Consider the following 26,025-nt stretch of genomic DNA (forward strand, 5'->3'; position numbering starts at 1 on the left):
TCTATATTTTTATTCAAAAGAAAATTCTTCATTTCAAATGATATTTTTAAAATAAAGAATTTTGTAAGTATTAAAAATAAATAATACTTATTGCCATTCCGATTTATTAATTAACATTTTTATTGATAGATAACACGATTATCCAAATTTCTTTACACATGACTATCGAAATATCTGGTATGAAAACTAATATGAAACAATCTTCGACATCAGTATATCGATAATTCTTTTAATAAATAATTCAAAAAATACACATATTATTTTAAAAAATAAAAACCTCACATTCTTTATCTATAATAAGCATTAACAAACCTCAAGCTATCATTCTTAATTTAAGAACAATTCACACATAAAAATAATATTCTTAATAATTTATGCATATTATATTGACATGGAATGGTCAACAGAAACAGTAACCCCATAATATCTTAGCATAGGTTCTACTGTCATAGTTTGTGTACAAAATTTTACAAGACATTTTTCCAAATCGATAGTACCCCCCAACGAAAGGATGTCATTAAGAAATAATTTCCCTATTTTTGAATTAAAAATACCTAATTCTTGAAAACGACACCAAACGTTAGATGCCAACATATCTGCCCATAAATAACTATAATACCCCGCAGAATAATCATCAGAAAAAGCATGTAGAAAAGAGTTAGGAAAACGATCCCAATCCATTGAAAGAGGACGCGTTGATACTTGTTTTATTACTTCGTTAAATATTTTTAATGCACTCCTCTTTTCCCCTGGCATATATTCATGATGTATTCGTAAATCAAATAACCCATATATCACTTGACGTAAAAGATAAGATGATGATTGATATGTTTTTGTTTTTAATAAACTATTTATTATATAATCAGGTAGCGGTTCTTTTGTTTGATAATGCATAGAAATTAATTGTAATACACCAGGGTCCCAACAAAATTTTTCCATAAGTTGACTAGGTAATTCTACTGCATCCCAAGGTACTCCATTAACTCCAGATATTTCCGGAATATCAATACGTGTCATGATATGATGTAGTACATGACCAAATTCATGAAACAAAGTCATCACATCCTGATGTGTTAACAAACATGGTGATTTTTGATTCTCTGAACGATTAAAGTTACAAGTTAAGTATGCGATAGGTTTTTGACCAATAGTATTATTTCGATACATCTTACCTACTAACTCATCCATCCAAGCACCCTCACGTTTATCATCTCTGAGATATATATCTAAATAAAATCCTCCCATCCATCTATCTTCTTCATCAAAAATATCAAAAAATCGTACATCAGAATGCCATGTTTCTACATTAGAATGTTCTTTAATAGTAATTCCGTAAATACGGTTCACTACTGAAAACATTCCATGAAGTACTGTTTTTTCAGGAAAATAACAACATAGTTCTTCATTTTTAATAGAAAAAAGATAGTGTTTCTGTTTCTCTCTATAATATGCAATATCCCATGGATTTAAAGACACACAAGAACATTTTTTTTTAGCAAAATTTTGTATTTCTAAAAATTCCTTATATTCATAAGAACGTATCTGGATAGATAAATTCATAAGAAAATTAAATACTTGTTTTGGACTCTGTACCATTCTTTTTGATAAAGATTTTTCAAGATAAGTGCTAAATCCTAATATTTTTGCTAACTCATAACGTAATGTAAGAATTTCATCCATTACTAAAGTATTATCCCATTTTCCACTATTAGGTCCTTGATCAGAAGCACGAGTATTAAAAGCCCAATATAGCTCTTCTCTAAGTTCTTGGGTATCGCAATACAAAAGAACTGCAGAATAACTAGGGTATTGCAGTGTAAATAACCACCCTTTTTCTCCACGAACTTGTGCTGCTAAACGAGCAAGTTTCAATGTATGTTCTGGTATCCCAGATAACAATTTTTTTTCAGTAATTAATTTGTTCCAACCTAGCGTTGCGTCAAATACATTATTAGCATAATTTGAACTTAATCGGGACAATCTAGAAGTTATATATGCATATATTTTTTTTTTCTGTGGAGATAAATAAATCCCCGATAATTTAAAATTATGTAAAATATTATTTAATACTTTTTTCTGTATTACGCTCAACTTTTGATAAGAATCTCCGTGTTGTAATGATTGATAAGATTTATACAATCCATCATGTTGATTAATCCAGTTTCTATATTCAGAAATAAATGACAAACTTTCTTCATAAACCTTACGTAATTCTAAATTATGTTGTACAGAATTTAAATGTGTTATCGGAGACCAAATGCGTTGCAATTCATTTTCTGCAATCATCAACGGATAATATAACGTATCCCAAGTTACACGTTTTTCAGATACAATCTGATCTACCGTATTATAACAATTAGTCAAAACCTTTTGTACAGCTTCTTTTACATGATTTATCTTAATAGAAGAAAATGGAGGGAATATAGAATAATGTAATAATGGGTTATTATCCATACAATAAAACCTAAAAATTAGTAACTATTATGTAGCCAATTTTGAAATCTTCCGTTGTATCGAATTTATATATGTAAACGGTACCTCGTACATCTGATAGTATACACTTATTTATCTATTACATGATCTTGATCGCAGTATCATTTCACATAAAAATTTAAATGAAAGTATATTATTGCTTTACATCGGTGAGGAAGGATTTGAACCTTCGACCTATACGTCCCGAACGTATTGCGCTACCAAACTACGCTACTCACCGTACGTACTATAAATATAATTATACATAACTCTGCGATTTAAATACGAATATTTTTTGCTTTCATTAATACAATTAATAACAATAAAATCTAAAAATTACCAATTCATCTTATCAATAAAATAAGTCCTGAACGTATATTCGAATTATATTATTTATTATATCAAGTTTCATTAAAAATTGATATATACATAAATACCATTTCAATAACGCAATTATTTTTATACATTTATTAATAAAAAATTTACTTGTATACATTATTTATTAATAAATGTATAATTTGAATTGTTCTTAGAATTATTATTCTTTAATATTTACATAATTATGGAGAAATTTTTATTATGAGTTTTATATTACCTTCTTTAACTTATTCATATGATGCTTTAGAGCCATTTCTCGATGAGAAAACTATGAAGATTCATCATACAAAACACCATCAAGCATATATTGATAACGCCAATGCAGCACTAATTGATTTACCTGAATTTTCCAATCTACCTGTCATAGAATTAATAAAAAAATTAAATCATTTACCTAATCACAAAAAAACTATATTACGTAACAATGCCGGAGGACATATCAATCATAGCCTTTTTTGGAAGTATCTTAAAAAGAATACTACACTTCAAGGATCATTAAAAGATGCAATAGAATATAACTTTTCAAGTATCTCTTCTTTTAAAGATCATTTTGAAAAAACTGCTATCAGTCGTTTTGGATCTGGTTGGGTATGGCTCATAAAACAAAATGATATTTTATCTATAGTATCTACTGCCAATCAAGATAACCCATTAATGGGAACAGATATCTCCGGAACAAATGGATATCCAATTCTTGGATTAGATGTGTGGGAACACGCTTATTATTTAAAATATCAAAATCGGCGTTTAGACTATATTAGATCATTTTGGAATATAGTCAACTGGGATGAAGTATGCACACAATTTAATCAAGTATAAAAACGGTTATTAATTAACTAAGGTGGTCATAAGTTTTACATAAATATTAAAAACATCTGACCACTTTCTAGACTTCAATCAGTGTGTTGAGGTGAATGACCATTGATCATTACTACTTCAGTAGCTAATAGAGAACGATCCATTAGCTACTGAAGTAGTAATGGATATACAGATGTACATTTAAATCTGTAATAAAGAAATATCTGCTACCTTTAAAAATAAATTTTTAACCTTATTTAGCAAAGTTAATCGATTAATTCTTACATTTTCATTTTCATCCATAATTATAACATTATCAAAAAATGCATTTACTGCACTTATTATTGTTATAACAACAGTTAGTGCATCATAATAACGATGGTGCATACACAGTACCTGTAGCCTCTTTTCTATCGAAATCACCTCCATGGCTAAACATATTTCTTCTGGCATTTTTAATAAAAAATATTGCACATCCTCATTATAAGATATTTTCTTTTTTAATAGTATATTAGATATGCGTTTATAAATTAAATTTAATTTAATATTTTCCTCTTTTTGTAATCCAAAAAAATCAGTAACTGCTTGTATTCGGGCATCGATATCTACTACGCTATCAGATTTAACACTTAAAACTGCTTTAATAACATCTAGTTTATAACCTCTTGAGAGATACCAGGAAAACAAGCGATTATACATAAAATTATGAATATCATTAATAACTGTCGCATTAATTAATTGTGAACCATATAATTTCACTGACTTTTGTATTAGATCAAATAAATTTATTGGTAATTTTTTATACATAAGAATACGCAAAATTCCAATTGCAGATCTTTTTAAAGCAAACGGATCTCTATTACCTTTCGGTAATTCTTTAACACCAAATATACCTGATATAGTATCCATTTTATCTGCGATAGATACAGCACAAGAAATATGAGTAGTAGGAAGTTTATCCTTAGAAAAACGTGGTTGATAATGTTCCTTTTGTGCTAATGCTATTTCTTCTGACTCACCATCACGGAGAGCATAATGCATACCAATAGTTCCTTGAGTTGAAGGAAACTCAAATACCATATTGCTCATTAAATCACACTTACACAAATACCCAGCGCGTCTCGTTTGTTCTATATCTATACCTATTTTCTCAGCAATCCATCCAGATAATTCTTCTATACGCCAACTTTTATCACGCAAAGTACCAAGCCTGCTATGAAATAGCACAGAATTTAATTTAGGTATATAATCTTCTAAACGACATTTATTATCTTGCATTAAAAAAAACTCTGCATCCATTAAACGTGGCATTATCACATTTTCATGTCCATCAATAATTTTCTTATAGTTATCTGAAATCGTATTCGATACGAAAATAAAATACGGTAATAAAACTCCATCTATAACATTATATACCGGAAAATACTTTTGATCATATCTCATAATATGAAGTATTACTTCACGTGGTAATACCAAAAATTTATTATTAAATTGACCAGAAAGAATTACAGGCCATTCTACTAGCGAAGTAACTTCTTCTAGTAAACTTTTTTCATCCTGAACATCTACAAATCCCCCAAGTTTTCTAGCTTCTTTTTCTATCTCTACACATATGGTATTTTTACGTGTATCGTAATCTGCTATTACCCAACCATTTTTAATCAAAACATCTGGATAATGATCTGCATGTTCAAGAGTAATTTTATCGTCTTCCATACATCTATTACCATGCAATACACGATCTGTTTTTATACCAAAAAAATAACCCGGAATAAGATATGTATCTAACAATATAGTCACAGTACGAACAGGGCGAACAAATGGAATATCTATATCGCTCCAACGCATCATTTCATAATTATTTAATTTCTCTAAAGCGGAACTAATAATCTTACACAATAAATATTTTAAATTTTTATGTATTGCTACATTTTTATCGCATTCCAATATTCTTTGAAAATTATTAACGCATACACCACTTCTAATCTTTATATTATTAACTATATGATTGATTTGAGTATCTGCATTATTAATATATTTATCATATGTATCACCAGTATCTGATTGATCAACACATTCAATATTAGTATTAAAATCACTTTTTATTATTAAATTAGCCTTGACTGCTAAACGAAATGAAGATGCAAACCAATTAACCTTATCGTAAACAAAATTATTTTTTTTAAACCCATTAATAATTTGATAAAAAAAGTCTTTTCCTAATTTTTTTAAAATTTTAGATGGTAACGATTCAGTACCAATCTCTACTAAAAAAGTACATACTTTCATTATAAAATTATCCTTGCATTATATTATAATTTCCTCATACACATAGGAAATCCTAATTTTCTACGAGATGCATAGTAAGCTTCTGCTATCATTTTTGATAATTTGCGAATACGTAAAATATAATTTTTTCTTTCTGTAATGGAAATTACTTTCCTAGCATTTAATAAATTAAAAATATGTATTGCTTTTAAAACTCGTTCATATGCTGGCATAAGTAATGGTTGTGTCATAGTAATTAAATATTTTATCTCATTTTCATATTGACTAAAAATTTTAAATAAAAATTCAATATCCGTATGCTCGCAATTATAAATTGATTGTTCCAATTCATTTTGACGGAATAAATCTCCATACGTAACAGGCCCTAATGAACTATAACTCCAAACCAAATCATAAACATGATTTACTTCTTGTAAGAATAAAGATAAACGTTCTAAACCATAGGTTATTTCTCCAGTAACAGGTCTGCATTCTAATCCACCTATTTGCTGAAAATAAGTAAGTTGTGTTATCTCCATGCCATTCAACCAAACTTCCCAACCTAATCCCCATGCTCCAAGAGTAGGGTTTTCCCAATTATCTTCAACAAAAAAAATATCATTTTTTATGTGATTTAATCCAATTCTTTTTAAAGAATTTAAATATAATTGCAGCATATTTTTTGGAGAAGGTTTTATAATTACTTGAAACTGATAATATTGTTGTAATCTATTTGGATTGTGACCATATCGACTATCCATCGGTCGGCGAGATACTTGAACATAAGAGGCAGCAACAGGTTCTGGGCCAATAGCATTAAAAAAAGTCATAGGATGTGAAGTAGCTGCTCCAACTTCTATATCTAATGGTTGAGCTATAATACAACCGCAGCCTTCCCAATAACTTTCTAATGCCCGTATTAGCCCTTGAAAAGTTTTTGTATCATTGTTATCGTACATTTTATTTTATCTATTTTAAAAAATCATTGTGGTTCCACATCTATCTATAATAATAATTATTCATGAATTATTATTAACAACATTTATAATGTAATGAAAACTGAATCTATATTTACAGAAAATAATTGCTATCATGTAACTAAAAATATTTTAAACTAAAAAATCAGTATGTATTATACATGTATAGAGGATCATAAAATACCAATACTTATATTTTTATATCTATCAGTATTAGGTATTATTTTTTTTACACATATATATAATTATAAAATATGTTTAAAACAAATTATTTAAAACACATTGATTCTACATCGGATTTATAAATACGCTATATAAACAAAATAAATAATCCATATACATATGTAATGAACACCATGGTTTTGTCCTTAATATTGATAAGAAATTGCATATTGCAGAAATCTACATACACTAGGATATAAAAATGATTTCCCAAGAAACACCAACCATAATAATTTCTTATCTAATAATGTTTATTTTTATAATGATCGTGATACCATTAGGTTTATTTCCTTGTTTTTTTTCTGGATTTTTAACTTACGAAATTATAGTATCTTTTGCGTCTTACTTTGAACGATTTATTGGAATAAATCGTGCTCGAGGGGTTGCAGTAGCATTCATTATTACAAGTATATCTATTGTTATAACTATAGGAATTATTAATTGTACTAATTTCTTCACAGAAGATATTAATAAAGTTACTATTTCTATTGAAATTAATAGAATTTTTTCTGATTTTAAAAAAAGACTTCCTGATTTTTTACCCTCTTTTTTACCAAATACTACTGAAGAACTAAAAGATCAAATATTTACTTGGATTGAGTCAAACTTAATTCTTATTCGAAATATGGGACATACTTTCCTACACGGATTGATTACTTTACTAGTAGGGGTAGTAGTTGGTGTTTTAGTATCTTGCTCTAAATCTACAAAACAACAACACACTCATGATACATTTTTTATTACTCAATTATCAGAACGTGTATATAATCTTTCTAGGGCGTTTCGTAACATTGTTTTTGCTCAAATTAAAATTTCTTCAGTGAATACATTATTAACATCTATTATAATTTTTGTTTTATTACCATTAATTGGGCAGTCTTTACCATTAGGAAAGACCTTAATTGTCATTACTTTTATTTTGGGTATGTTACCAATTATTGGTAATCTTATTTCCAATATCATGATTACTATTGCGGCTTTATCCATCTCATTAAGTGTCGGAGTAATGATGCTCATTTATTTAATATTAATTCATAAGTTAGAATATTTTCTTAATGCCGAAATTATTGGAAATAAAATCAATGCTAACCCTTGGGAATTAATACTTTCAATGCTTTTACTAGAATCAATATTTGGATTAGAAGGCTTGATAGCAGCCCCAATTTTTTATGCTTATCTAAAAAATGAACTACGTTCAAAAAAATTAATCTAATATTTTGGTATAAAACTTATACATATAAGTAACTAATGACTAATTGAACATCGAAAAACTACAAAAACAAACCGAGCTCCGTATATACAATTAATAAAGCCCGGCTTAACTATCACACACATTAACAACAAATAAATATAACAACAATAAGTTCATCCTATTTAATTTCTATACGCCTTGGTTTTAATGTATCTGGCAAAATTCTCTCTAAATGTATATAAAGAATTCCATATTCCAAATTTGCACCTGTTATTTGAATGTGTTCAGATAATTGAAATTTTCTTTCAAAATTATGCTCAGTAATACCTTGATACAAATAATTTTTAGAATTTTGATGAGAATCAATATGTATTCCTTTTACTACTAACATATTATCATGCATTGTAATATCCAACTCACTATTTGTAAAACCGGCTACTACAATAGAAATACAATATTTATGTTCACTAACTAACTCAACATTATAAGGTGGATAATTTCCATTATTTTGTCCAATCTCCAAAAAATTCACTAATCTATCAAATCCAATGACAGATCCATACAACGGGGAAAAATCGAAATTATGCATACATAATACTCCTAATCAAGTGTTTACTAATTTTTATATACAAAAGTAAATAAAGTTTAATTACTGTATCTTTTACTCTAATATCACCCACCTGTATTATAGTACTATTTGTGCCTATAATATCAATACATAATTACATAATAACAATCGATTGACTCACAAAACCATTTTTCTATATAAAATTCATATAAAAAAAATTATCTTTATAATTTAGTAATCTACATTTGTTGCTCTTAACGCATTCTTTTCAATAAATGCACGTCTTGGTTCAACTAAATCACCCATGAGCGTGGTAAATAAATGATCAGCTTCTATCGCATCTTTTATTGTGACACGTAACATACATCTGTTTTTGGGGTTCATAGTTGTTTCCCATAATTGATCTGGATTCATTTCACCTAGTCCTTTATAACGTTGTATTACTAATCCTTTTCTAGATTCTTGCATAAGCCATTCCATTGCTTGATCAAAAGAATGTACCTGTTTACGATATATTCCATATTCTATATATGCGCCTGAAAGAAACAATTCGTTCATTTGCATTCCAAAAGATACGAGTTTTTTATATTCATGACTTTTAATAAAATCAATACTTAATACATAATCTACGTTGATACCGTATGTTCGTATACGTAATATCGGTTCAAAATATTCATTCTCATGATTTTTTAAAATAATAAAATCATAACTACTTCCATATTCTTCAAAACTACTCAAAGAATCAACTAAAGATCTCATCCATATTTTAACACTTTCATAACAATAACACTGTTCCTCAGATAAAACTGAATGATAAATTAATCTATTCAATAATATCTTTGGAAATTGATGTTCCATACGAACAATAATTTTTTGTATTAAATAATATTCAAAAACTAATTGTTCCAATATTTTTCCTTTCAAAGGAGGTGTATCAGGATTAATGTAAAAACGAGAACTTCCTACTGCTATTGATATTTGATATTTACTCATTGCCTCTTCATCTTTAAGATATCGCTCTTGGCGTCCTTTCTGAACTTTATATAAAGGAGGCTGTGCGATAAATATATGTCCTCTTTCAATAATTTCTGGCATCTGGCGATAAAAAAAAGTCAATAACAAAGTCCGAATATGCGCGCCGTCAACATCTGCATCCGTCATAACTATAATATTGTGGTATCTCAATTTATCTGGATTATATTCATTTGGACCAATTCCACATCCAAGAGCAGTAATTAATGTCATTACTTCTTGAGAAGCCAACATTTTATCGAAACGTGCTTTTTCTACATTCAAGATTTTCCCTTTAAGTGGTAATATTGCTTGATTTTTACGATTTCTACCTTGTTTTGCAGAACCACCAGCAGAATCTCCTTCTACCAAATATAATTCAGAATAAACTGGATTTTTTTCTTGACAATCAGCTAACTTACCTGGAAGTGTCGAAAACTCTGACAAACCCTTACGACGTGTTAAATCTCTAATTTTTCTCGCTGCTTCTCGAGCACGGGCAGCCCCTATAACTTTATTTATTATATTCTTAGAATCTATTGGGTTTTCTAAAAAAAATTCTATTAGCTTTTCATAAATTAATGACTCAACGGCAGTTTTCACCTCTGATGACACCAATTTATCTTTAGTTTGAGAAGAAAATTTCGGATCCGGTATTTTAATAGATAATATAGCAACAAGTCCTTCTCTAGCATCATCTCCTATGGTTACAACCTTAACTTTTCTATTATATCCTTCTTTATCCATATAAAAATGCATTGCTCTTGTAATAGCAGCTCTTAATCCCGCTAAATGAGTCCCTCCATCCCGTTGAGGGATATTGTTAGTAAAAGAATATATCTTTTCTTGAAAGTTATCGTTCCATTGTAAAGCGACCTCTATATTAATTTCCCCCTTATTACCTAAGCAATAAAATATATTAGGATGAATTGGTGTTTTATTGATACTCAAATACTTTACAAAAGCTTTCACTCCACCTGCACAATGAAAATTTTCTTCTTTATTGTTGCGACAATCACGCAAAATAATTACGATTCCAGAATTTAAAAATGATAACTCTCGAAAACGTCTAGCTAAAATATCATATTGAAATTCAGTCTTACCCGTAAACGTTTTAAGACTTGGCCAAAACCGTACTATGGTGCCACTATGCTCGCTGTCGCCTATAATTTCTAAAGGTGACAACGGTTTTCCTTCACAATAAACCTGTTTGTAGGTTTTAAAATTTCTTTTTATTACTAACTCTAATCTCTCCGACAATGCGTTTACTACTGACACTCCAACACCATGTAATCCTCCTGACACTTTGTAATTACTATTGTCAAATTTACCTCCAGCATGCAATATAGTCATAATAACTTCAGCAGCAGATACTCCTTCTTCTTCATGTATATCCGTGGGAATACCGCGTCCATCATCCTGAACCGATACTGAATTATCCTGATGAATTATTACTACTATTTTTTTACAATACCCAGAAATAGCTTCATCAATAGCATTATCCACTACCTCAAATACCATGTGGTGCAATCCTGTTCCATCGTCAGTATCTCCAATATACATCCCAGGACGTTTTCGTACTGCATCCAACCCTTTTAAGATCTTAATACTTGAAGAATCATAAGCACTCAACATGATCTTATTCCTGTATAAATACACATATAATATGAACTAATTTTTTCAAAAATACATATAACCAAAGATAACTCCAATCGAACTATTATATTTACCAAATATACACGCATACATGCATACATAATTATTTCTCATGACGCAAAGATTTGTTTTTCATAAGAAAAGTACATTGATTTACATTTTTTAATTTTTAAATATCTAATCACGCAGATAATTTATATATTCTAGTATTATTGTTACTGTGTGCTATCAATCTAATCACAGTTAATAGCATTTTAAAATACATGTTAGGTTACAATCTGTAAATCATTATTATACCCGAATTGGCATGACGATATATGTTGCTCCATAACATTTCTCGGTGCCCTCAATTTGCACACTGGATATTTCATTTGTTAAATAAAACCGTAAAAACTGAGTATCCATTACCTGTAGAACATCGATCAAGTAATCTACATTAAAAGATATTTTCATACTCTGTCCTGAATATAAAACATCTAAAATTTCTTCCGATGCTTCATGTTCAAAATTATGCGCGGTTATTTTTAATTGATTAGTAATTAATGTAAATCGAACGATACGAAGTTTTTCATTTGCAAGAATAGCTGCGCGTTTTAAAGACTGCCTCAAAATATCGCATTCTACTTCCAAAACATTTTTTGAACACTTTACAAAAACATCATGACAATTTGGAAACACAGCATCAATCAATTTAGAAGTAAAAGTATAATTCTCTGTCTCCATACGGAGATTATTATTATTTGTTTGAATATTAACTAATTTTTCTTTAACGTTTAACAAACGTAATATTTCGATAACTCCTTTACGAGGTATAATCGATGATTGATTGGGTAACAATAAATCCATAGTTATTTCACAACTTGCTAACCGATGCCCATCTGTTGCAACAATACGCAAAACATGTTCTTTAGTTTCAAACAATATACCATTTAAGCAATAACGTACATCTTGATGGCCCATAGCAAATTGGGTTAATTCAATCATTTTTTTAAAAGTAGCCTGGGATATAACTAATTTTAGATTATTATCCCATTTTTCTAATTTAGGAAAATCTAACGAAGAAAACGTAGATAAATAAAATTTACTATATCCAGAACAAATAATCAGTTTTTTGTCTTTTGATACTATAGAAATTTTTGATGATTCAGACAAACTACGACAAATTTCAAAAAACTTACGCCCTGGTACTGTCACAGATTCAATGGAATATTTATTTTGTAATATAACGCGAACTGTTATCTCTATTTCTAAGTCTGTAGCAGTAATACATAAGCAATTATCATTAACTTCTAATAACACATGAGTTAATATAGGCATTCTTGGGCGTCCGCTAAGAATTCCCACGACTTTTTGCAAAGGTTGATATAATAATTTCCTATCTATTACAAAATTCATAACTAAACTTAGTAAAACACAACATTTCAAATAATCACATGACGATGTCATATCACTGTACAAATCTCAAACACATATCGCAACAGTATAATATATAAAATTGAAACATAAACACATTGACGCATTAAAAACTGAATAACACATTCATGCAACTAATTACCTCCATTAGTACTATTCTTAACAAAATAATTATTATCGAACATGATAAAACAAACTTTAAATATTTTGACTTTATATACTATATCCTATAATATGGGTGTTAATTGTCAGCATATAATAATTAGATAACAACAATTAAAAATTTTATTATCATTATCAAATAAATATACAAGAATGTAAATATGAAACGCACCTTTCAGCCTTCCATATTAAAACGTAATAGAACGCACGGGTTTAGAGTAAGAATGTCAAGAAGACAAGGCCGTAAAATATTATCAAGGCGTAGGTCTAAAAGGCGCGTTCGATTGGTTGTATCTGTTTTAAACATTCACTAAAATTTTATTAGTACAACCAAATGAATAGAAAATTTTTACCTAAACGGGCACGCTTGTTAAATTTAAACGAATTTGTTTTTGTATTTCAAAAGCCAGAACGCATTAAAACAACTGGAATTACTTTGTTCAGTCGATCCAATCGATTAGGATATCCTCGCATTGGGCTAGCTATCTCAAAAAAATATGTTAAGTACGCTCATGAACGCAATAGAATAAAGAGGCATATTCGTGAAACTTTTCGTACATATCAACATAACTTATTAGCCAAAGACTTTGTTCTAACTATTCACTCAAAAGAGATTATTCATTACAAAAATAAAACGTTGATACAAGAGCTCGAAAAATTATGGTATCACCATTTGTGTTAATAGAAAAAAGCATAATATGGCTGATATATGGATACCAAATCAGTATTAGTCCTATATTGGGTCATCATTGTCGTTTTCAAAAAACATGTTCTCAATACGGGGTGGAATCAATACGTAAATTCGGAGTATTACGAGGTATCTGGATGACATGTATTCGTATATTGCAATGCCATCCTTTAACTGTAAATAACAATGAAAATTTTAAATATTATTCACATTCACATATTCAGGACATAATCAACATGGATTCGCAACGTAATTTCTTTGTGATAGCTTTTTTAATTATGTCGTTTATACTATGGCAAATATGGCAAACAGAGTATCATCAAAGCACTAATATCCCAAAAATAAATATACATGAAAATACATATCCACTAATTCGTTCTGAAGATAATGATGAAATAAAATATATACATCATAAAAGTCATGTGATTACAGTAAAAACAGATGTGTTGTTACTCAAAATAAATACTTATGGAGGAGATATCGAAGAAGCATATCTCGTGAATTATTTAGAGAATTTACATTCTACAGAACCTTTTCATCTATTAAGTACATCACAAGCATTTACATATCAAACAAACATCGGACTAATAAACGAAAATATACCGGGTCAATCATATAATAATAAAAAATTTATATACACTACCGCAACTGATAAAAGTATGTACACCATACCAAAAAATGAAGATAAATTACAATTAACTTTAACACATTACGCTTCCGATGGGATTACATATACTAAGAATTATATTTTTAACAGAAATGACTACTCCATATATGTATTCTATACCGTAAATAATATGAGCACTTATCCATTAAAAATTAAGTTGTTTGGTAATATAGTACAATCCGAACATTATCCCAAATTACATAATAACAGCGATAACGGAGATAATTTTCCTTTATACTCTTATCGAGGACCAGCATATTCTACTGATAAAAAAAAATATCAAAAATACAGCTTTAAAGATATAAAAAATATGAATTTAAACATTAATACCTCTAAAGGTTGGATAGCAATGTCACAAAAATATTTTGCGACAGCTTGGATACCCCTTACTCAAGGAAATAATACATTTTATACTACCTACCATGATAATAATAGTGCTTCTATAGGTTTTCAATCTGATTCAATATATCTCCCGATAGGAGAAACAGGTAAATTTCAATCTATATTATGGATAGGCCCAAAAATTCAAGAAAAGATGAAAGCAATAGCTCCAAATTTAGATCTATTAGTTGACTACGGATGGTTGTGGTTTATTTCTCAACCATTGTTTCAATTATTGAGTTTTATTTACAGTTACATAGAAAATTGGGGTATATCTATTATTATTATAACATTAATTATACGTCTAACCATGTATCCTTTAACTAAAGCACAATATACTTCTATGGCAAAAATACGCATGCTACAACCTAAATTATCTATAATACAAGAAGAATATAAACACGATAAATATCAATACCATCAAAAAACTATAGAATTATATAAGTTAGAAAAAGTGAATCCATTGGGGGGATGCCTACCTTTATTAATCCAAATGCCAATATTCTTAGCTTTATATTATATGTTATCAGGTTCTGTAGAATTAAGGCATGCTGAATTTGCTTTCTGGATTCATGATTTATCTGCTCAGGATCCTTATTACATACTACCGATATTAATGGGAATTACTATGTTTTTTATACAAAAAATGTCGCCTACTACAATTACTGATGCGATACAGAAAAAAATGATGACTATCATGTTAATCATTTTTACTATATTTTTTTTATGGTTCCCATCTGGTTTAGTATTATATTATATAGTAAGCAATATAATCACCATTATTCAACAATACATGATTTATCGAGAACTAGAAAAACAAGGATTACACAATAAAAATAACTAATAAAAATATTCAAAAAAAATTTATAACTCAAGTATATCTTCACATTGTAATATGTTTTAAAGTAAAATAAAAATTATGAGCTATACAATAGATACAGTAGTTGCTATTTCCACACCTCCAGGCCGTGGAGGTATTGGAATCATACGAATATCTGGAAAATCAGTTCCTGAAATTGCTCATAAATTGTTAGGAAAAATACCAAATCCCAGAAAAGCAGAGTATTTGCCTTTTTTAGACACGGATGGATCCATATTAGAACAAGTAATAGCCTTGTTTTTTCCTGAACCAAATTCTTTTACCGGGGAAAACATACTAGAAATCCATGGACATGGAGGCCAAATAATCCTAGATATATTATTAGAACGTATTTTAAAAACATCCTCTGATATTCGAATAGCACATCCAGGAGAATTTACTAAACGAGCATTCTTAAATAACAAAATAGATCTTGTCCAAGCAGAAGCAATAGCTGATATTATCGATGCTACTTCATATCAAGCTGCAAAATCAGCATCAAATTCTTTACAAGGAATTTTCTCTCGTAAAATACATATAATATCAGAACAACTTACTAATCTACGCATGTACGCAGAATCATCTATTGACTTTTCAGAAGACGAAATTAGTATCATACCATATGAAGATATAAAAAAAAAATTGAGAAACATTATAAACGATGTACAAAAAATGTATAAATCAACCTATCACGGCGTTTTACTCCGTGAAGGAATAAAAATAGTAATTGCTGGAAAACCAAATGCTGGAAAATCTAGTTTATTTAATGCATTAGTTGGTATTGATAGAGCAATTATAAGTACGATATCTGGAACCACACGAGATACATTGCATGAATGTGTTCAATTGAATGGAATAGCATTCCATATTACTGACACTGCTGGGCTACAAAAAAAAAGCGATAATGAAATAGAACAAATTGGGATGAAACGTACATGGGAAGAATTAAGTAACTCAGATCATATATTATGGGTAATTGATCCTAACGACAAAACAGATAAGGAACATGACATCACATTAGAACACGTAGAAAAAGTACTGTTTTGCAAAAATAAAAAACCTTCTATCACAATTATACATAATAAATCTGATTTAACCAAAAATAAAATCGGAATCAGTATAATAAATAATTATACAATTATCACGTTATCGGCTTTATTTGATGATGGAACAGACTTATTAAAAGAATATTTAAGTAATAATATCAAATTTCAAATACAGGAAGATTACGCTTACAATCTTTCTGAAAATCAAGGAAATTTCATTGCGCGTAGACGTCACTTAGATGCACTTGAAAAATCTTCTAAATACCTTTTGTCTGCTCAAACCCAACTATTATCTGCTATGTCGATCAATGAACTTTTTGCTGAAGATCTTGGATTAGCACATAAGGAATTAAGCAAAATTTTTGGAAAATGTACTCCTGATGATTTATTAACAAGAATATTCTCTACATTTTGTATTGGAAAATGATGACTCATAAACTCACAAGTAATTTTCATAATATTTTATAAATATAAAATAAATTGCAAGGATTAAATCGTTTCTTTGCTATGTATGATTACATATAAGTTATAGATTAATAAATACTAGATAGACTATACATGCAAACCAACATATACACTTCGAAAAAGATATAGAAATAATTTCTTAATAAAATAAACTATGTTTATATAATGTTTGCTTGGCGAATAATTCTTAAATAAAAAATACAAATTATTTTTTATTTTTTAATCGCTTCCAATTTAAAATAGAAAATTGTCGTATTCTACTAATAATAGTTTCATTAGCTGGCACATCTCGAGTTACTGTAGTTCCGGCTCCAATAGTTGCATTTTTTCCAATAGTAATTGGAGCTATCAGATGACTATCAGCTCCAATAAAAACATCATCACCAATAATAGTTTTATGTTTCTTGATGCCATCATAATTGCAAATAATAGTGCCGGCTCCGATATTTACTTGATTACCAATTTCTGCATCACCTAAATAACTAAGGTGTTTAACCTTGGATTTCTCACCCAATCGAGTATTTTTTATTTCTACAAAATTTCCCACATGACTTTTTTCTTTTAATTCAGTTCCTGGTCTCAACCGTGCAAATGGCCCAACTTTGCTTTGGAAACTTACTGTTGTATTTTCAATTATTGAAAATGGGTATATCTCTACATCATCTTCAACTATCGTATCTTTCAATATACAACTTGCTCCTATTTTAACTCTATTCCCCAAAGAAACATGCCCCTCAATGATCACATTGATATCAATGTACACATCCTTCCCATGTACTAATGTTCCTCTTAAATCAAACCTATTTGGATCAATAATCATCAATCCTGATGATAATAAACATCGTACTTTTCTTTGTTGATATTGTTTGTCTAAATAAACGAAATCTGATTTACTATTTACTCCCATTATTTCAAATGTATCATCAGGACACATGGTATGTATAATGTAACCTGATTGATGAGCTATCTGAATTATATCTGTTAAATAAAATTCATTTTTTGACTTATGAGTTGTTAATGTGCTTAACCAACGCTTTAAATGATCAGAAATAGCAATAAAAATACCAGTACTGACTTCTTTAATTTTTTTTTGATCATCATTAATGATATCATCATGTTCTATGATGCTAACAACGCTCCCTTCTTGGTTTCGAACAATACGCCCATATCCTTTTGGATTAGGTAGTGTAGCAGTTAACATACTTATATCACATTGGGATTTAATGACATGCAATCGTTGTAATGTTTTATGAGAAACAAAAGGAACATCGCCATATAAAATAAGAACTTCTTCGTTATCACTGATGATAGGTAACACTCTCCGAACAGCATCTCCAGTCCCAATAAGATCATGTTGCAATATCCAATGTACAGGAATTTTGTATTGATCCGTATTAATTTTTTTTATTATTATTTCTCCTTTATATCCATGTACCACATATATGGAGCTAACACCTACTTGTATTACAGAATCAATCAAATGTTGTAACATAAACTTACCACCAATTTGGTACAACACTTTTGGTGTATCAGACAACATTCTATTACCTCTACCGGCAGCAAGGATAATCGCGCTGAAATTAATATACGACATAATCTTGATATACTTTCTGTGATTCTTATTTTTAGTGATAAACTATTCTTATTACATTAAACATATAACTACATATACATAAACAAAAAACTTATTTATACAATAAATAAAGATATCATTACTAGTTACATATGCTTATTCTTTTTAGTTAATTCCATTAATCTAAGTTTTGCAATAGCTTTAGATATATCTGAAGTTATTTTAATATAATCTATATCAGAAGTATGGCGATAATTTTTAATATGTTTTTCAGCTGCATATTTAGCTTCTCTGGCTTTTTTTTCATCTAATTCTTCCGCTCGGATGGCTGTATCCGCCAATATCGTCACTATATTTCTCTGAACCTCAAGTATACCCCCAGATATATATACGTATTCTTCATTATCATATGATTTTACTATGCGCAATACTCCTGGCTTAATCGACGTAAGTAACGGAGTATGACCTGGAAAAATACCCATTTCACCTTCAATACCTGTTACTTGAATTTTACAAACTACGCCAGAGAATATTTCTCTTTCAACAGAAACAACAGTTAAGTAATAAGTACATTCAGACATTCTGATATCTAGACCTTTTATCAATAAAATAAAAAAATTTAAAGCATTTTATTTTTTTTTATAACTTCTTCGATAGTGCCTACCATATAAAATGCTTGCTCTGGAATATGATCATATTTTCCTTCTATGATTTCTTTAAATCCTTGAATAGTATCTCTTAAAGAAACATACGCACCAGAAAATCCAGTAAATACTTCAGCAACAAAAAAGGGTTGCGATAAAAACCGTTGAATTTTTCTCGAACGTAATACTATTAATTTATCTTCTTCTGATAATTCATCCATACCTAAAATCGCAATGATATCTTTAAGCTCTTGATAACGTTGAAGGATAGACTTCACATCACGAGCCACATTGTAATGTTCTTGCCCTACAATCAGTGGATTTAATTGTTGACTATTAGAATCTAATGGATCTACCGAAGGATAGATCCCAAGAGCAGCAATTTGACGGCTTAAAACTATAGTTGCATCTAAATGTGAAAAAGTAGTAGCAGGAGATGGATCTGTAAGGTCGTCTGCAGGAACATACACCGCTTGTACAGAAGTAATTGATCCTAAATTTGTAGAAGTAATACGTTCTTGTAAAATACCCATTTCTTCTGACAATGTAGATTGATATCCTACCGCCGATGGAATACGCCCTAATAATGCAGAAACTTCAGTCCCAGCAAGAGTATAACGATATATATTATCTATAAATAACAATACATCATGTCCTTCATCTCTAAATTTTTCCGCCATAGTAAGACCAGTTAAAGCCACACGTAATCTATTGCCAGGCGGTTCATTCATTTGACCATATACTAAAGCAACTTTATTAATAACATCAGAGTTTACCATTTCATTATAAAAATCATTACCTTCACGAGTGCGCTCCCCTACACCAACAAATACCGAGTAACCAGAATGTTCTACAGCAATATTACGAATAAGTTCCATCATATTTACGGTCTTTCCAACTCCTGCTCCTCCGAAAAGACCTATTTTTCCTCCTTTAGAAAACGGGCACATTAAATCAATTACTTTAATACCAGTAACTAAAAGATCTTGGTTAGTAGATAATTCGGAATAAAGTGGCGCAGACCTATGAATAGACCACTTTTCTTTTTCTTTAATTGGTCCTTTCATATCAATTGGTTCACCTAATACATTCATTACACGACCTAAAGTTTCTTTTCCTACCGGAACTTCAATAGAGTGTTTTAAATTAATTGCTACTAACCCACGACGTAATCCATCTGTATTACCCATTGCAATGCAACGTACTACACCTCCACCTAATTGTTGCGCTACTTCTAATATTAACTTTTTATTAAAATTATCAATATGCACTTCAAGCGCATGGTATACAGTCGGTACTACATCTTGATTGAACGCAACATCAACCACCGCTCCAATAACCTGGACAATTTTTCCAGAACTCATATTAATTATACCTCTAACTATCTTTTAAGTTTATATTACAGAAGCTCCTGAAACAATTTCAGTAAGTTCTTCCGTAATTTTAGTTTGTCTAGCTTTATTATAAAACAACTTTAAATCATTAATAATAACTTCTCCATTATCCGAAGCTGTCTTCATCGCCATCATTCGAGCAGATTGTTCACTAGCTAAATTTTCTACTACTCCCTGGTAAACTTGTGATTCAATATATCTTTGTAATAAACTGTTTAACAAAACTTTAGAATCAGGTTCATATAAATAATCCCAATATTTAGTTTTTAATATAGAGTTTTTTGAGGAAATGATTGGTAGAATCTGTAAAATCTGAGGACTCTGAGTTAAGGTATTAACAAATTTATTATACGCTAAATATAGCCTATCTATCTGATTATTATCATACAACTGCAACATTACTCTCACAGACCCAATTAGCGCTGACATTTTAGGAGCATCTCCAATCCCACAAACACAACTGACTATCTTTGTTTGTTTTATGGAACGTAAAAAAGAAGCGCCCTTTGACCCAATAATAGCTAATCTAATCGTTATTCCCTCCTGACTCCATTTGTTAAAATCACACAATAATGTTTTAAGTAAGTTAATATTCAACCCTCCTGTTAATCCTCTATCCGTAGAGACTACCCAGTAACCAACAGATTGAATTTTTCGTTCTAAAAAATAAGAATGTTTATATTCTAACGTCCCTGAAGAAATATGATCAATTACTTTACGAATAGTTTCCGCGTACGGTTTACTTATTAACATACGCCTCTGAGTTTGATAAATCTTAGCAGCAGAAATCATTTCCATAGCCTTGGCAATTTTTTGTATATTGCGAATGCTATCTATTTTCCCGCGTATTTCTTTTAAACCAGACATATTTCTATTCCGCAACGATAACACATTTGAGTTTACCAAGATTGATTTGATTTAAAAGTCTCAAGAATACTTTTAAATTTATTTTCAATATTCATATTATATACACCATCATAATCAATTATTTTAATCAGCTCCTTTTCCGTATAAGTCATATACAATATTAATGCAGACTCAAAATCACTTATTTTTGAAACCTCAACATCTTCTAAATAACCATGCACTGCTGCAAACAAAATAATAGATTGGCACGAAACAGACATAGGTGCATATTGTTTCTGTTTTAATAATTCAGTTACCTTTTGACCATGCTGCAATTGCTTTTGAGTAACCTCATCTAGTTCCGAAGCAAATTGAGAAAAAGCAGCTAATTCACGATATTGAGCTAAAGCTGTGCGAATTCCTCCAGATAACACCTTCATGATGTTAGTTTGAGCAGATCCTCCAACTCGCGATACCGAAATACCTGGATTTACCGCGGGACGAATTCCTGAATTAAATAAATGAGATTCTAAAAAAATCTGACCGTCAGTAATAGAAATAACATTAGTTGGAATAAACGAAGAAACATCTCCGGCTTGAGTTTCAACAATAGGTATTGCAGTTAACGAACCAGTTCTTCCTATTATCTTGCCGTGAGTACGCCGCTCTACATAGTCAGAGCTAACTCTAGAAGCTCGTTCTAACAAACGAGAATGTAAATAAAATATATCCCCTGGATATGCTTCACGCCCAGGAGGACGTCGTAGTAATAAAGAAATTTGACGATAAGCGATCGCTTGTTTAGAAAGATCATCGTATACAATTAATGCATCTTCCCCGAGATCTCTAAAATATTCTCCCATAGCACATCCAGAATAAGGAGCTAAATATTGTAATACAGCTGATTCAGAAGCAGATGCAATAACCACAATAGTATTGGACAACGCACGATGTTCTTCTAGTTTTTTTACAACATTAGCTACAGTTGTTGCCTTCTGACCAATAGCAACATAAATACATTTAACCCCGCTATAACGTTGATTAATAATAGCATCAATTGCTAATGCAGATTTTCCAGTTTGACGATCTCCTATAATTAATTCACGTTGACCACGTCCAATAGGTATCATAGAGTCGACAGACTTATACCCTGTTTGAATAGGTTCGTCTATCGATTTACGATCGATTACACTAGGCGCAACGGCTTCTACCGGCAAATAACAAGAACATTGTATGACTCCTTTATTATCTACAGGGACCCCTAATGCATTTACTACTCTTCCCAACAACGCTGTTCCAACAGGAACTCTTAATATATTTCCTGTGCATTTTGCCACCATTCCTTCAGACAAATTTAAATATGAACCCATAACTACAGCACCGACAGAATCACGTTCTAAATTCAATGCTACAGCAAACTGATCTGATGGCAAAGCAATCATTTCACCTTGCATGACATTAGTTAATCCATGTATATGGATGACTCCATCGCCTACAGCAGTAATAGTACCTTCATTACGAATCTCACACGTTATATCAAATTGGGCAATACGTCGCTTAATTAATTTGCTAATTTCATTTGAATTTAATTGCATAATCTTGTTTATACCTTTTAAATAATGCTAAAATATTAAGATTGTAGTACATGATTTAAGCGAAAAATACGTCCACGTATACTTCCATCAATCACAGTATCTCCAATACGAATAATTACACCAGCCAGTATATCTTTATCTACTTTATGTATTGGATTTACTGTTTTAGATAAACGTTTAGCCATCATATCAGTAATTTTTTTCAGCTGATTATACTTCAAAGGCCAAGCAGAGATAATTTCTATCTCTACAGTATGTCCATATATAGAACATAAATAAGTAAACTCTTGAAACACAATTGGTAATAATAATAAACGATTATTTTCCGCCATAATATAGATTATATTTTTACTGAAGATATCAACTTGTTTCTTTTGATAATCTTCACAAATAGCAATAAATATATCTGACAATCTTTTTGGTTCTAAACATCTAAAAAATAAAGATTTTACTAATCTATTTAGACTAATCTTAGAAAATAAATCAAGAACGGATTTCCACTTGTTTATATTTTTCTGTTCTACAGCTATATCAAATATAGCTTGAGCGTATGTACGTGCAACCACAAGCATATTAGACATCTAATCCTCATATGACAACGTATTAATAATATTATTTAAAAGATCTATATCAATCATTTCATTTATAGAATGTTCTATAATTTTCTCTGTACCTTCAATTACAAGTTTACTAATTTGCTTTCGTAATTCGTCAGTAACACGTTTTCTTTCATAAATAATCTGTTCTCGCGCTTGAGATAAAATTCTACTTTGCTCTTTTTCAGCTTCATGTTTAGCTTCATTAATTATTTGCATTCTACATATATTTGCTTGTTTTATAATTTCTTGAGCTTTGACCCGAGCTTGTCTCAAACAAAGCAAAGCTTCAGCATTGGCACGCTCAGATTCTGTTTTAGCATGAGTAGCAGAAACTAAATTATCAGAAATTTCTTTTTGACGTTTCTCAATAATAGATATAAATGGATACCACACATACTTCATACAAAACCAAACAAACAAGATAAATGAAATAGTTTGACCTAATATTGTTGCATTAAGATTCACAGCACAAATCCTGATATTTAATAATCAATATAATAAATACATTCAATTAATTTTCATTGTTAAACCGCCGAAAACATCACATACAAACCAAGACCCACAGTAATCATTGGTATTGCATCAACTAATCCCATGACAATAAAAAACTGAGTGCGAAGGATCGGAATGAGATCTGGTTGACGTGCAGCCCCCTCTAAAAATTTACTACCTAATATGCCAATACCAATAGCCGCTCCAATTGCTGCTAATCCCATCATTATTGCTGCAGCAATGTACAACATATCAAAATTTAAATGTTCCATAATAACCCCTCTGCAATTTTCTCTGTATTACATTATTCATTTCAACAGGAATCATGGGCTGTAGATAAATAAATCACTGTTAAAACCATAAAAATAAAAGCCTGTAATGCAACGATTAAAATATGAAAAATAGCCCATGGTAAATTTAAAACCCATTGCCCCCACCATGGTAATAAACCAGATATCAAAACAAAAATCAACTCACCAGAGTACATGTTGCCAAATAATCTAAGACTAAGTGATATTGGTTTAGATAACAAACTAACAACTTCAATAATAAAATTAATAGGAATACACGTTGGATGATTAAATGGATGATACGTCAGTCCCTTAATAAAACCACGAACACCATTAACGTAAATATTGTAGTACATAACAAGTACAAATACACTTAAAGCTAACGAAGAAGTGATATTCACATCAGCAGACGGCACAACACGCAAAGCAGGCAACCCTAACATATATTTAGCTATAGCAGGAAATAAGTCTATGGGAAATAAATCCATGGCATTCATTAAAAAAATCCAAACAAAAACCGTCATAGATAACGGAGCAATTAGTTTATTTTTACCATGGAACATATCTTTTACATTACTATCAATAAATAATATTATTAACTCAATAAACACTTGCAGTTTTGTAGGAACCGAATAAGTTGCCAGTGTAGCCAAACGACCGAAAATTAATAAAAATAAAATAGCTAATAATATTGAAAAAAACATTGAATCTACATTTAATACCCAGAATGAAGAAGTATTCTCTGAGCTCACTAACGAAAAAGTACTTAAATCAAATTGCAGATGACATAAATGATGTCCAATATATTCTTGGGAAGTGCCTTTAATTCCTGACATAATCCACCTTTCAAAAATATTGGCTGCAATATATTATAAATATTTTACAATGTTCCTGTGTAATGTACATTACAGCCTCGATATACAACTTGTCGCTAACGTGTCAAATAAGTCCAAAATCATTATTATGCATAACTTACAATGATGTTGTATTCGAGAAGAATAACAGTGCCTGCATCAACTTTAAAAAGTTAGTACTAATAGAAAATAATAAGAACACTCCCTCTTTTCACACAATCATATACTAATGCAATAAAAGAGAATTAAAAAATGGCACTATGAATTAATTAGTAAATTTCACATAATATATTACAACTACAGAAACAAACATACGACTGAACTATAGTTTAATGTAGGAAAATAATTTATCTTATAATTAATAACCACTAATGCAACTAAAAACTCAGTATAATCCTTTTTTCAAAAAATTCAAAGCGTAAAATTTAGATACATATCAACAACCGTATAATATTAAAACAAATACCATACATAACAAACCATTAAAATAGTACAATTACTATTATTATCTCTAT

At 29.9% G+C, this 26,025-nt stretch carries 21 protein-coding genes and 1 tRNA gene; 6 read left to right on the forward strand and 16 right to left on the reverse strand.

Translation table 11 applies throughout. From position 1 onward, the window contains the following. Positions 1–381: 381 nt before the first annotated feature. Complete coding sequence (locus M9396_RS02345) at positions 382–2,454, reverse strand: M3 family metallopeptidase (protein WP_250256572.1); 2,073 nt, start codon at positions 2,452–2,454, stop codon at positions 382–384. A 185-nt stretch (positions 2,455–2,639) separates the two neighbouring features. Then, positions 2,640–2,713 (reverse strand) — tRNA-Pro (locus tag M9396_RS02350). Between the two features lie 338 nt (positions 2,714–3,051). Between M9396_RS02350 and M9396_RS02355 the strand changes: the two genes are divergently transcribed. Continuing rightward, complete coding sequence (locus tag M9396_RS02355; RefSeq protein ID WP_250256573.1) at positions 3,052–3,669, forward strand: Fe-Mn family superoxide dismutase; 618 nt, start codon at positions 3,052–3,054, stop codon at positions 3,667–3,669. Between the two features lie 180 nt (positions 3,670–3,849). Here the strand turns inward: M9396_RS02355 and glyS are convergent, their stop codons facing one another. Both glyS and glyQ read right to left on the reverse strand, forming a co-directional pair. Further along, entirely contained in the window at positions 3,850–5,937 is a 2,088-nt protein-coding gene (gene glyS, locus M9396_RS02360; protein ID WP_250256574.1) for a glycine--tRNA ligase subunit beta, read from the reverse strand. Between the two features lie 23 nt (positions 5,938–5,960). Beyond that, positions 5,961–6,875 carry a glycine--tRNA ligase subunit alpha gene (glyQ, locus tag M9396_RS02365; RefSeq protein WP_250256575.1) on the reverse strand — a complete coding sequence of 305 codons (915 nt, stop codon included), beginning with the start codon at positions 6,873–6,875 and terminating at the stop codon, positions 5,961–5,963. 442 nt (positions 6,876–7,317) lie between these two features. Here glyQ and M9396_RS02370 point away from each other — a divergent pair, with 442 nt between their 5' ends. Then, complete coding sequence (locus tag M9396_RS02370) at positions 7,318–8,328, forward strand: AI-2E family transporter (protein ID WP_250256576.1); 1,011 nt, start codon at positions 7,318–7,320, stop codon at positions 8,326–8,328. A gap of 157 nt (positions 8,329–8,485) precedes the next feature. Here M9396_RS02370 and M9396_RS02375 read toward each other — a convergent pair whose 3' ends face one another. The 3 genes from M9396_RS02375 to dnaN all read right to left on the reverse strand — a co-directional run bounded on the left by M9396_RS02375 (position 8,486) and on the right by dnaN (position 12,937). Beyond that, positions 8,486–8,896, reverse strand: a complete 411-nt coding sequence (locus M9396_RS02375) for an Hsp20 family protein (RefSeq protein WP_011282573.1) — start codon at positions 8,894–8,896, stop codon at positions 8,486–8,488. A gap of 210 nt (positions 8,897–9,106) precedes the next feature. After that, positions 9,107–11,521, reverse strand: coding sequence for a DNA topoisomerase (ATP-hydrolyzing) subunit B (gyrB, locus tag M9396_RS02380; RefSeq protein ID WP_250241709.1), 2,415 nt, complete (start codon positions 11,519–11,521; stop codon positions 9,107–9,109). A gap of 312 nt (positions 11,522–11,833) precedes the next feature. Continuing rightward, entirely contained in the window at positions 11,834–12,937 is a 1,104-nt protein-coding gene (dnaN, locus tag M9396_RS02385) for a DNA polymerase III subunit beta (protein ID WP_250256577.1), read from the reverse strand. A 341-nt stretch (positions 12,938–13,278) separates the two neighbouring features. Between dnaN and rpmH the strand changes: the two genes are divergently transcribed. From rpmH to mnmE, 4 genes are all read left to right on the forward strand, one after another. Beyond that, positions 13,279–13,431, forward strand: a complete 153-nt coding sequence (gene rpmH, locus M9396_RS02390) for a 50S ribosomal protein L34 (protein ID WP_250256578.1) — start codon at positions 13,279–13,281, stop codon at positions 13,429–13,431. A gap of 20 nt (positions 13,432–13,451) precedes the next feature. Further along, on the forward strand, positions 13,452–13,799 hold the full coding sequence (gene rnpA / locus M9396_RS02395; protein ID WP_250241701.1) for a ribonuclease P protein component: 348 nt from the start codon (positions 13,452–13,454) through the stop codon (positions 13,797–13,799). Then, a complete protein-coding gene (gene yidC / locus M9396_RS02400) occupies positions 13,778–15,697 on the forward strand; it encodes a membrane protein insertase YidC (RefSeq protein ID WP_250256579.1) in 1,920 nt (639 codons plus the stop codon). Before rnpA ends, yidC begins: the two co-directional genes overlap by 22 nt. A gap of 75 nt (positions 15,698–15,772) precedes the next feature. Beyond that, positions 15,773–17,185, forward strand: coding sequence for a tRNA uridine-5-carboxymethylaminomethyl(34) synthesis GTPase MnmE (mnmE, locus tag M9396_RS02405; RefSeq protein ID WP_250256580.1), 1,413 nt, complete (start codon positions 15,773–15,775; stop codon positions 17,183–17,185). 243 nt (positions 17,186–17,428) lie between these two features. Here the strand turns inward: mnmE and glmU are convergent, their stop codons facing one another. From glmU to atpB, 9 genes are all read right to left on the reverse strand, one after another. Beyond that, positions 17,429–18,817, reverse strand: a complete 1,389-nt coding sequence (gene glmU / locus M9396_RS02410) for a bifunctional UDP-N-acetylglucosamine diphosphorylase/glucosamine-1-phosphate N-acetyltransferase GlmU (protein ID WP_250256581.1) — start codon at positions 18,815–18,817, stop codon at positions 17,429–17,431. Between the two features lie 125 nt (positions 18,818–18,942). After that, positions 18,943–19,377 carry a F0F1 ATP synthase subunit epsilon gene (locus M9396_RS02415; protein ID WP_250241690.1) on the reverse strand — a complete coding sequence of 145 codons (435 nt, stop codon included), beginning with the start codon at positions 19,375–19,377 and terminating at the stop codon, positions 18,943–18,945. Between the two features lie 38 nt (positions 19,378–19,415). Then, on the reverse strand, positions 19,416–20,804 hold the full coding sequence (gene atpD, locus M9396_RS02420; RefSeq protein ID WP_250241687.1) for a F0F1 ATP synthase subunit beta: 1,389 nt from the start codon (positions 20,802–20,804) through the stop codon (positions 19,416–19,418). A 30-nt stretch (positions 20,805–20,834) separates the two neighbouring features. Beyond that, positions 20,835–21,701 (reverse strand): F0F1 ATP synthase subunit gamma, encoded by an 867-nt coding sequence (gene atpG, locus M9396_RS02425; RefSeq protein ID WP_250256582.1) that lies wholly within the window; start codon positions 21,699–21,701, stop codon positions 20,835–20,837. A 32-nt stretch (positions 21,702–21,733) separates the two neighbouring features. Then, positions 21,734–23,275 (reverse strand): F0F1 ATP synthase subunit alpha, encoded by a 1,542-nt coding sequence (gene atpA / locus M9396_RS02430; RefSeq protein ID WP_250241681.1) that lies wholly within the window; start codon positions 23,273–23,275, stop codon positions 21,734–21,736. Between the two features lie 35 nt (positions 23,276–23,310). Then, positions 23,311–23,856: a F0F1 ATP synthase subunit delta gene (locus M9396_RS02435; protein WP_250256583.1), complete on the reverse strand. Its 546-nt coding sequence runs from the start codon at positions 23,854–23,856 to the stop codon at positions 23,311–23,313. After that, positions 23,857–24,339 carry a F0F1 ATP synthase subunit B gene (gene atpF, locus M9396_RS02440; RefSeq protein WP_250241675.1) on the reverse strand — a complete coding sequence of 161 codons (483 nt, stop codon included), beginning with the start codon at positions 24,337–24,339 and terminating at the stop codon, positions 23,857–23,859. A 59-nt stretch (positions 24,340–24,398) separates the two neighbouring features. After that, positions 24,399–24,638 carry a F0F1 ATP synthase subunit C gene (gene atpE / locus M9396_RS02445; RefSeq protein WP_011282559.1) on the reverse strand — a complete coding sequence of 80 codons (240 nt, stop codon included), beginning with the start codon at positions 24,636–24,638 and terminating at the stop codon, positions 24,399–24,401. A gap of 41 nt (positions 24,639–24,679) precedes the next feature. Beyond that, complete coding sequence (gene atpB, locus M9396_RS02450; protein ID WP_250256584.1) at positions 24,680–25,492, reverse strand: F0F1 ATP synthase subunit A; 813 nt, start codon at positions 25,490–25,492, stop codon at positions 24,680–24,682. Positions 25,493–26,025 lie beyond the last annotated feature (533 nt).

It is taken from the genome of Blochmannia endosymbiont of Camponotus modoc (assembly GCF_023585785.1).
Classification (GTDB): domain Bacteria; phylum Pseudomonadota; class Gammaproteobacteria; order Enterobacterales; family Enterobacteriaceae; genus Blochmanniella.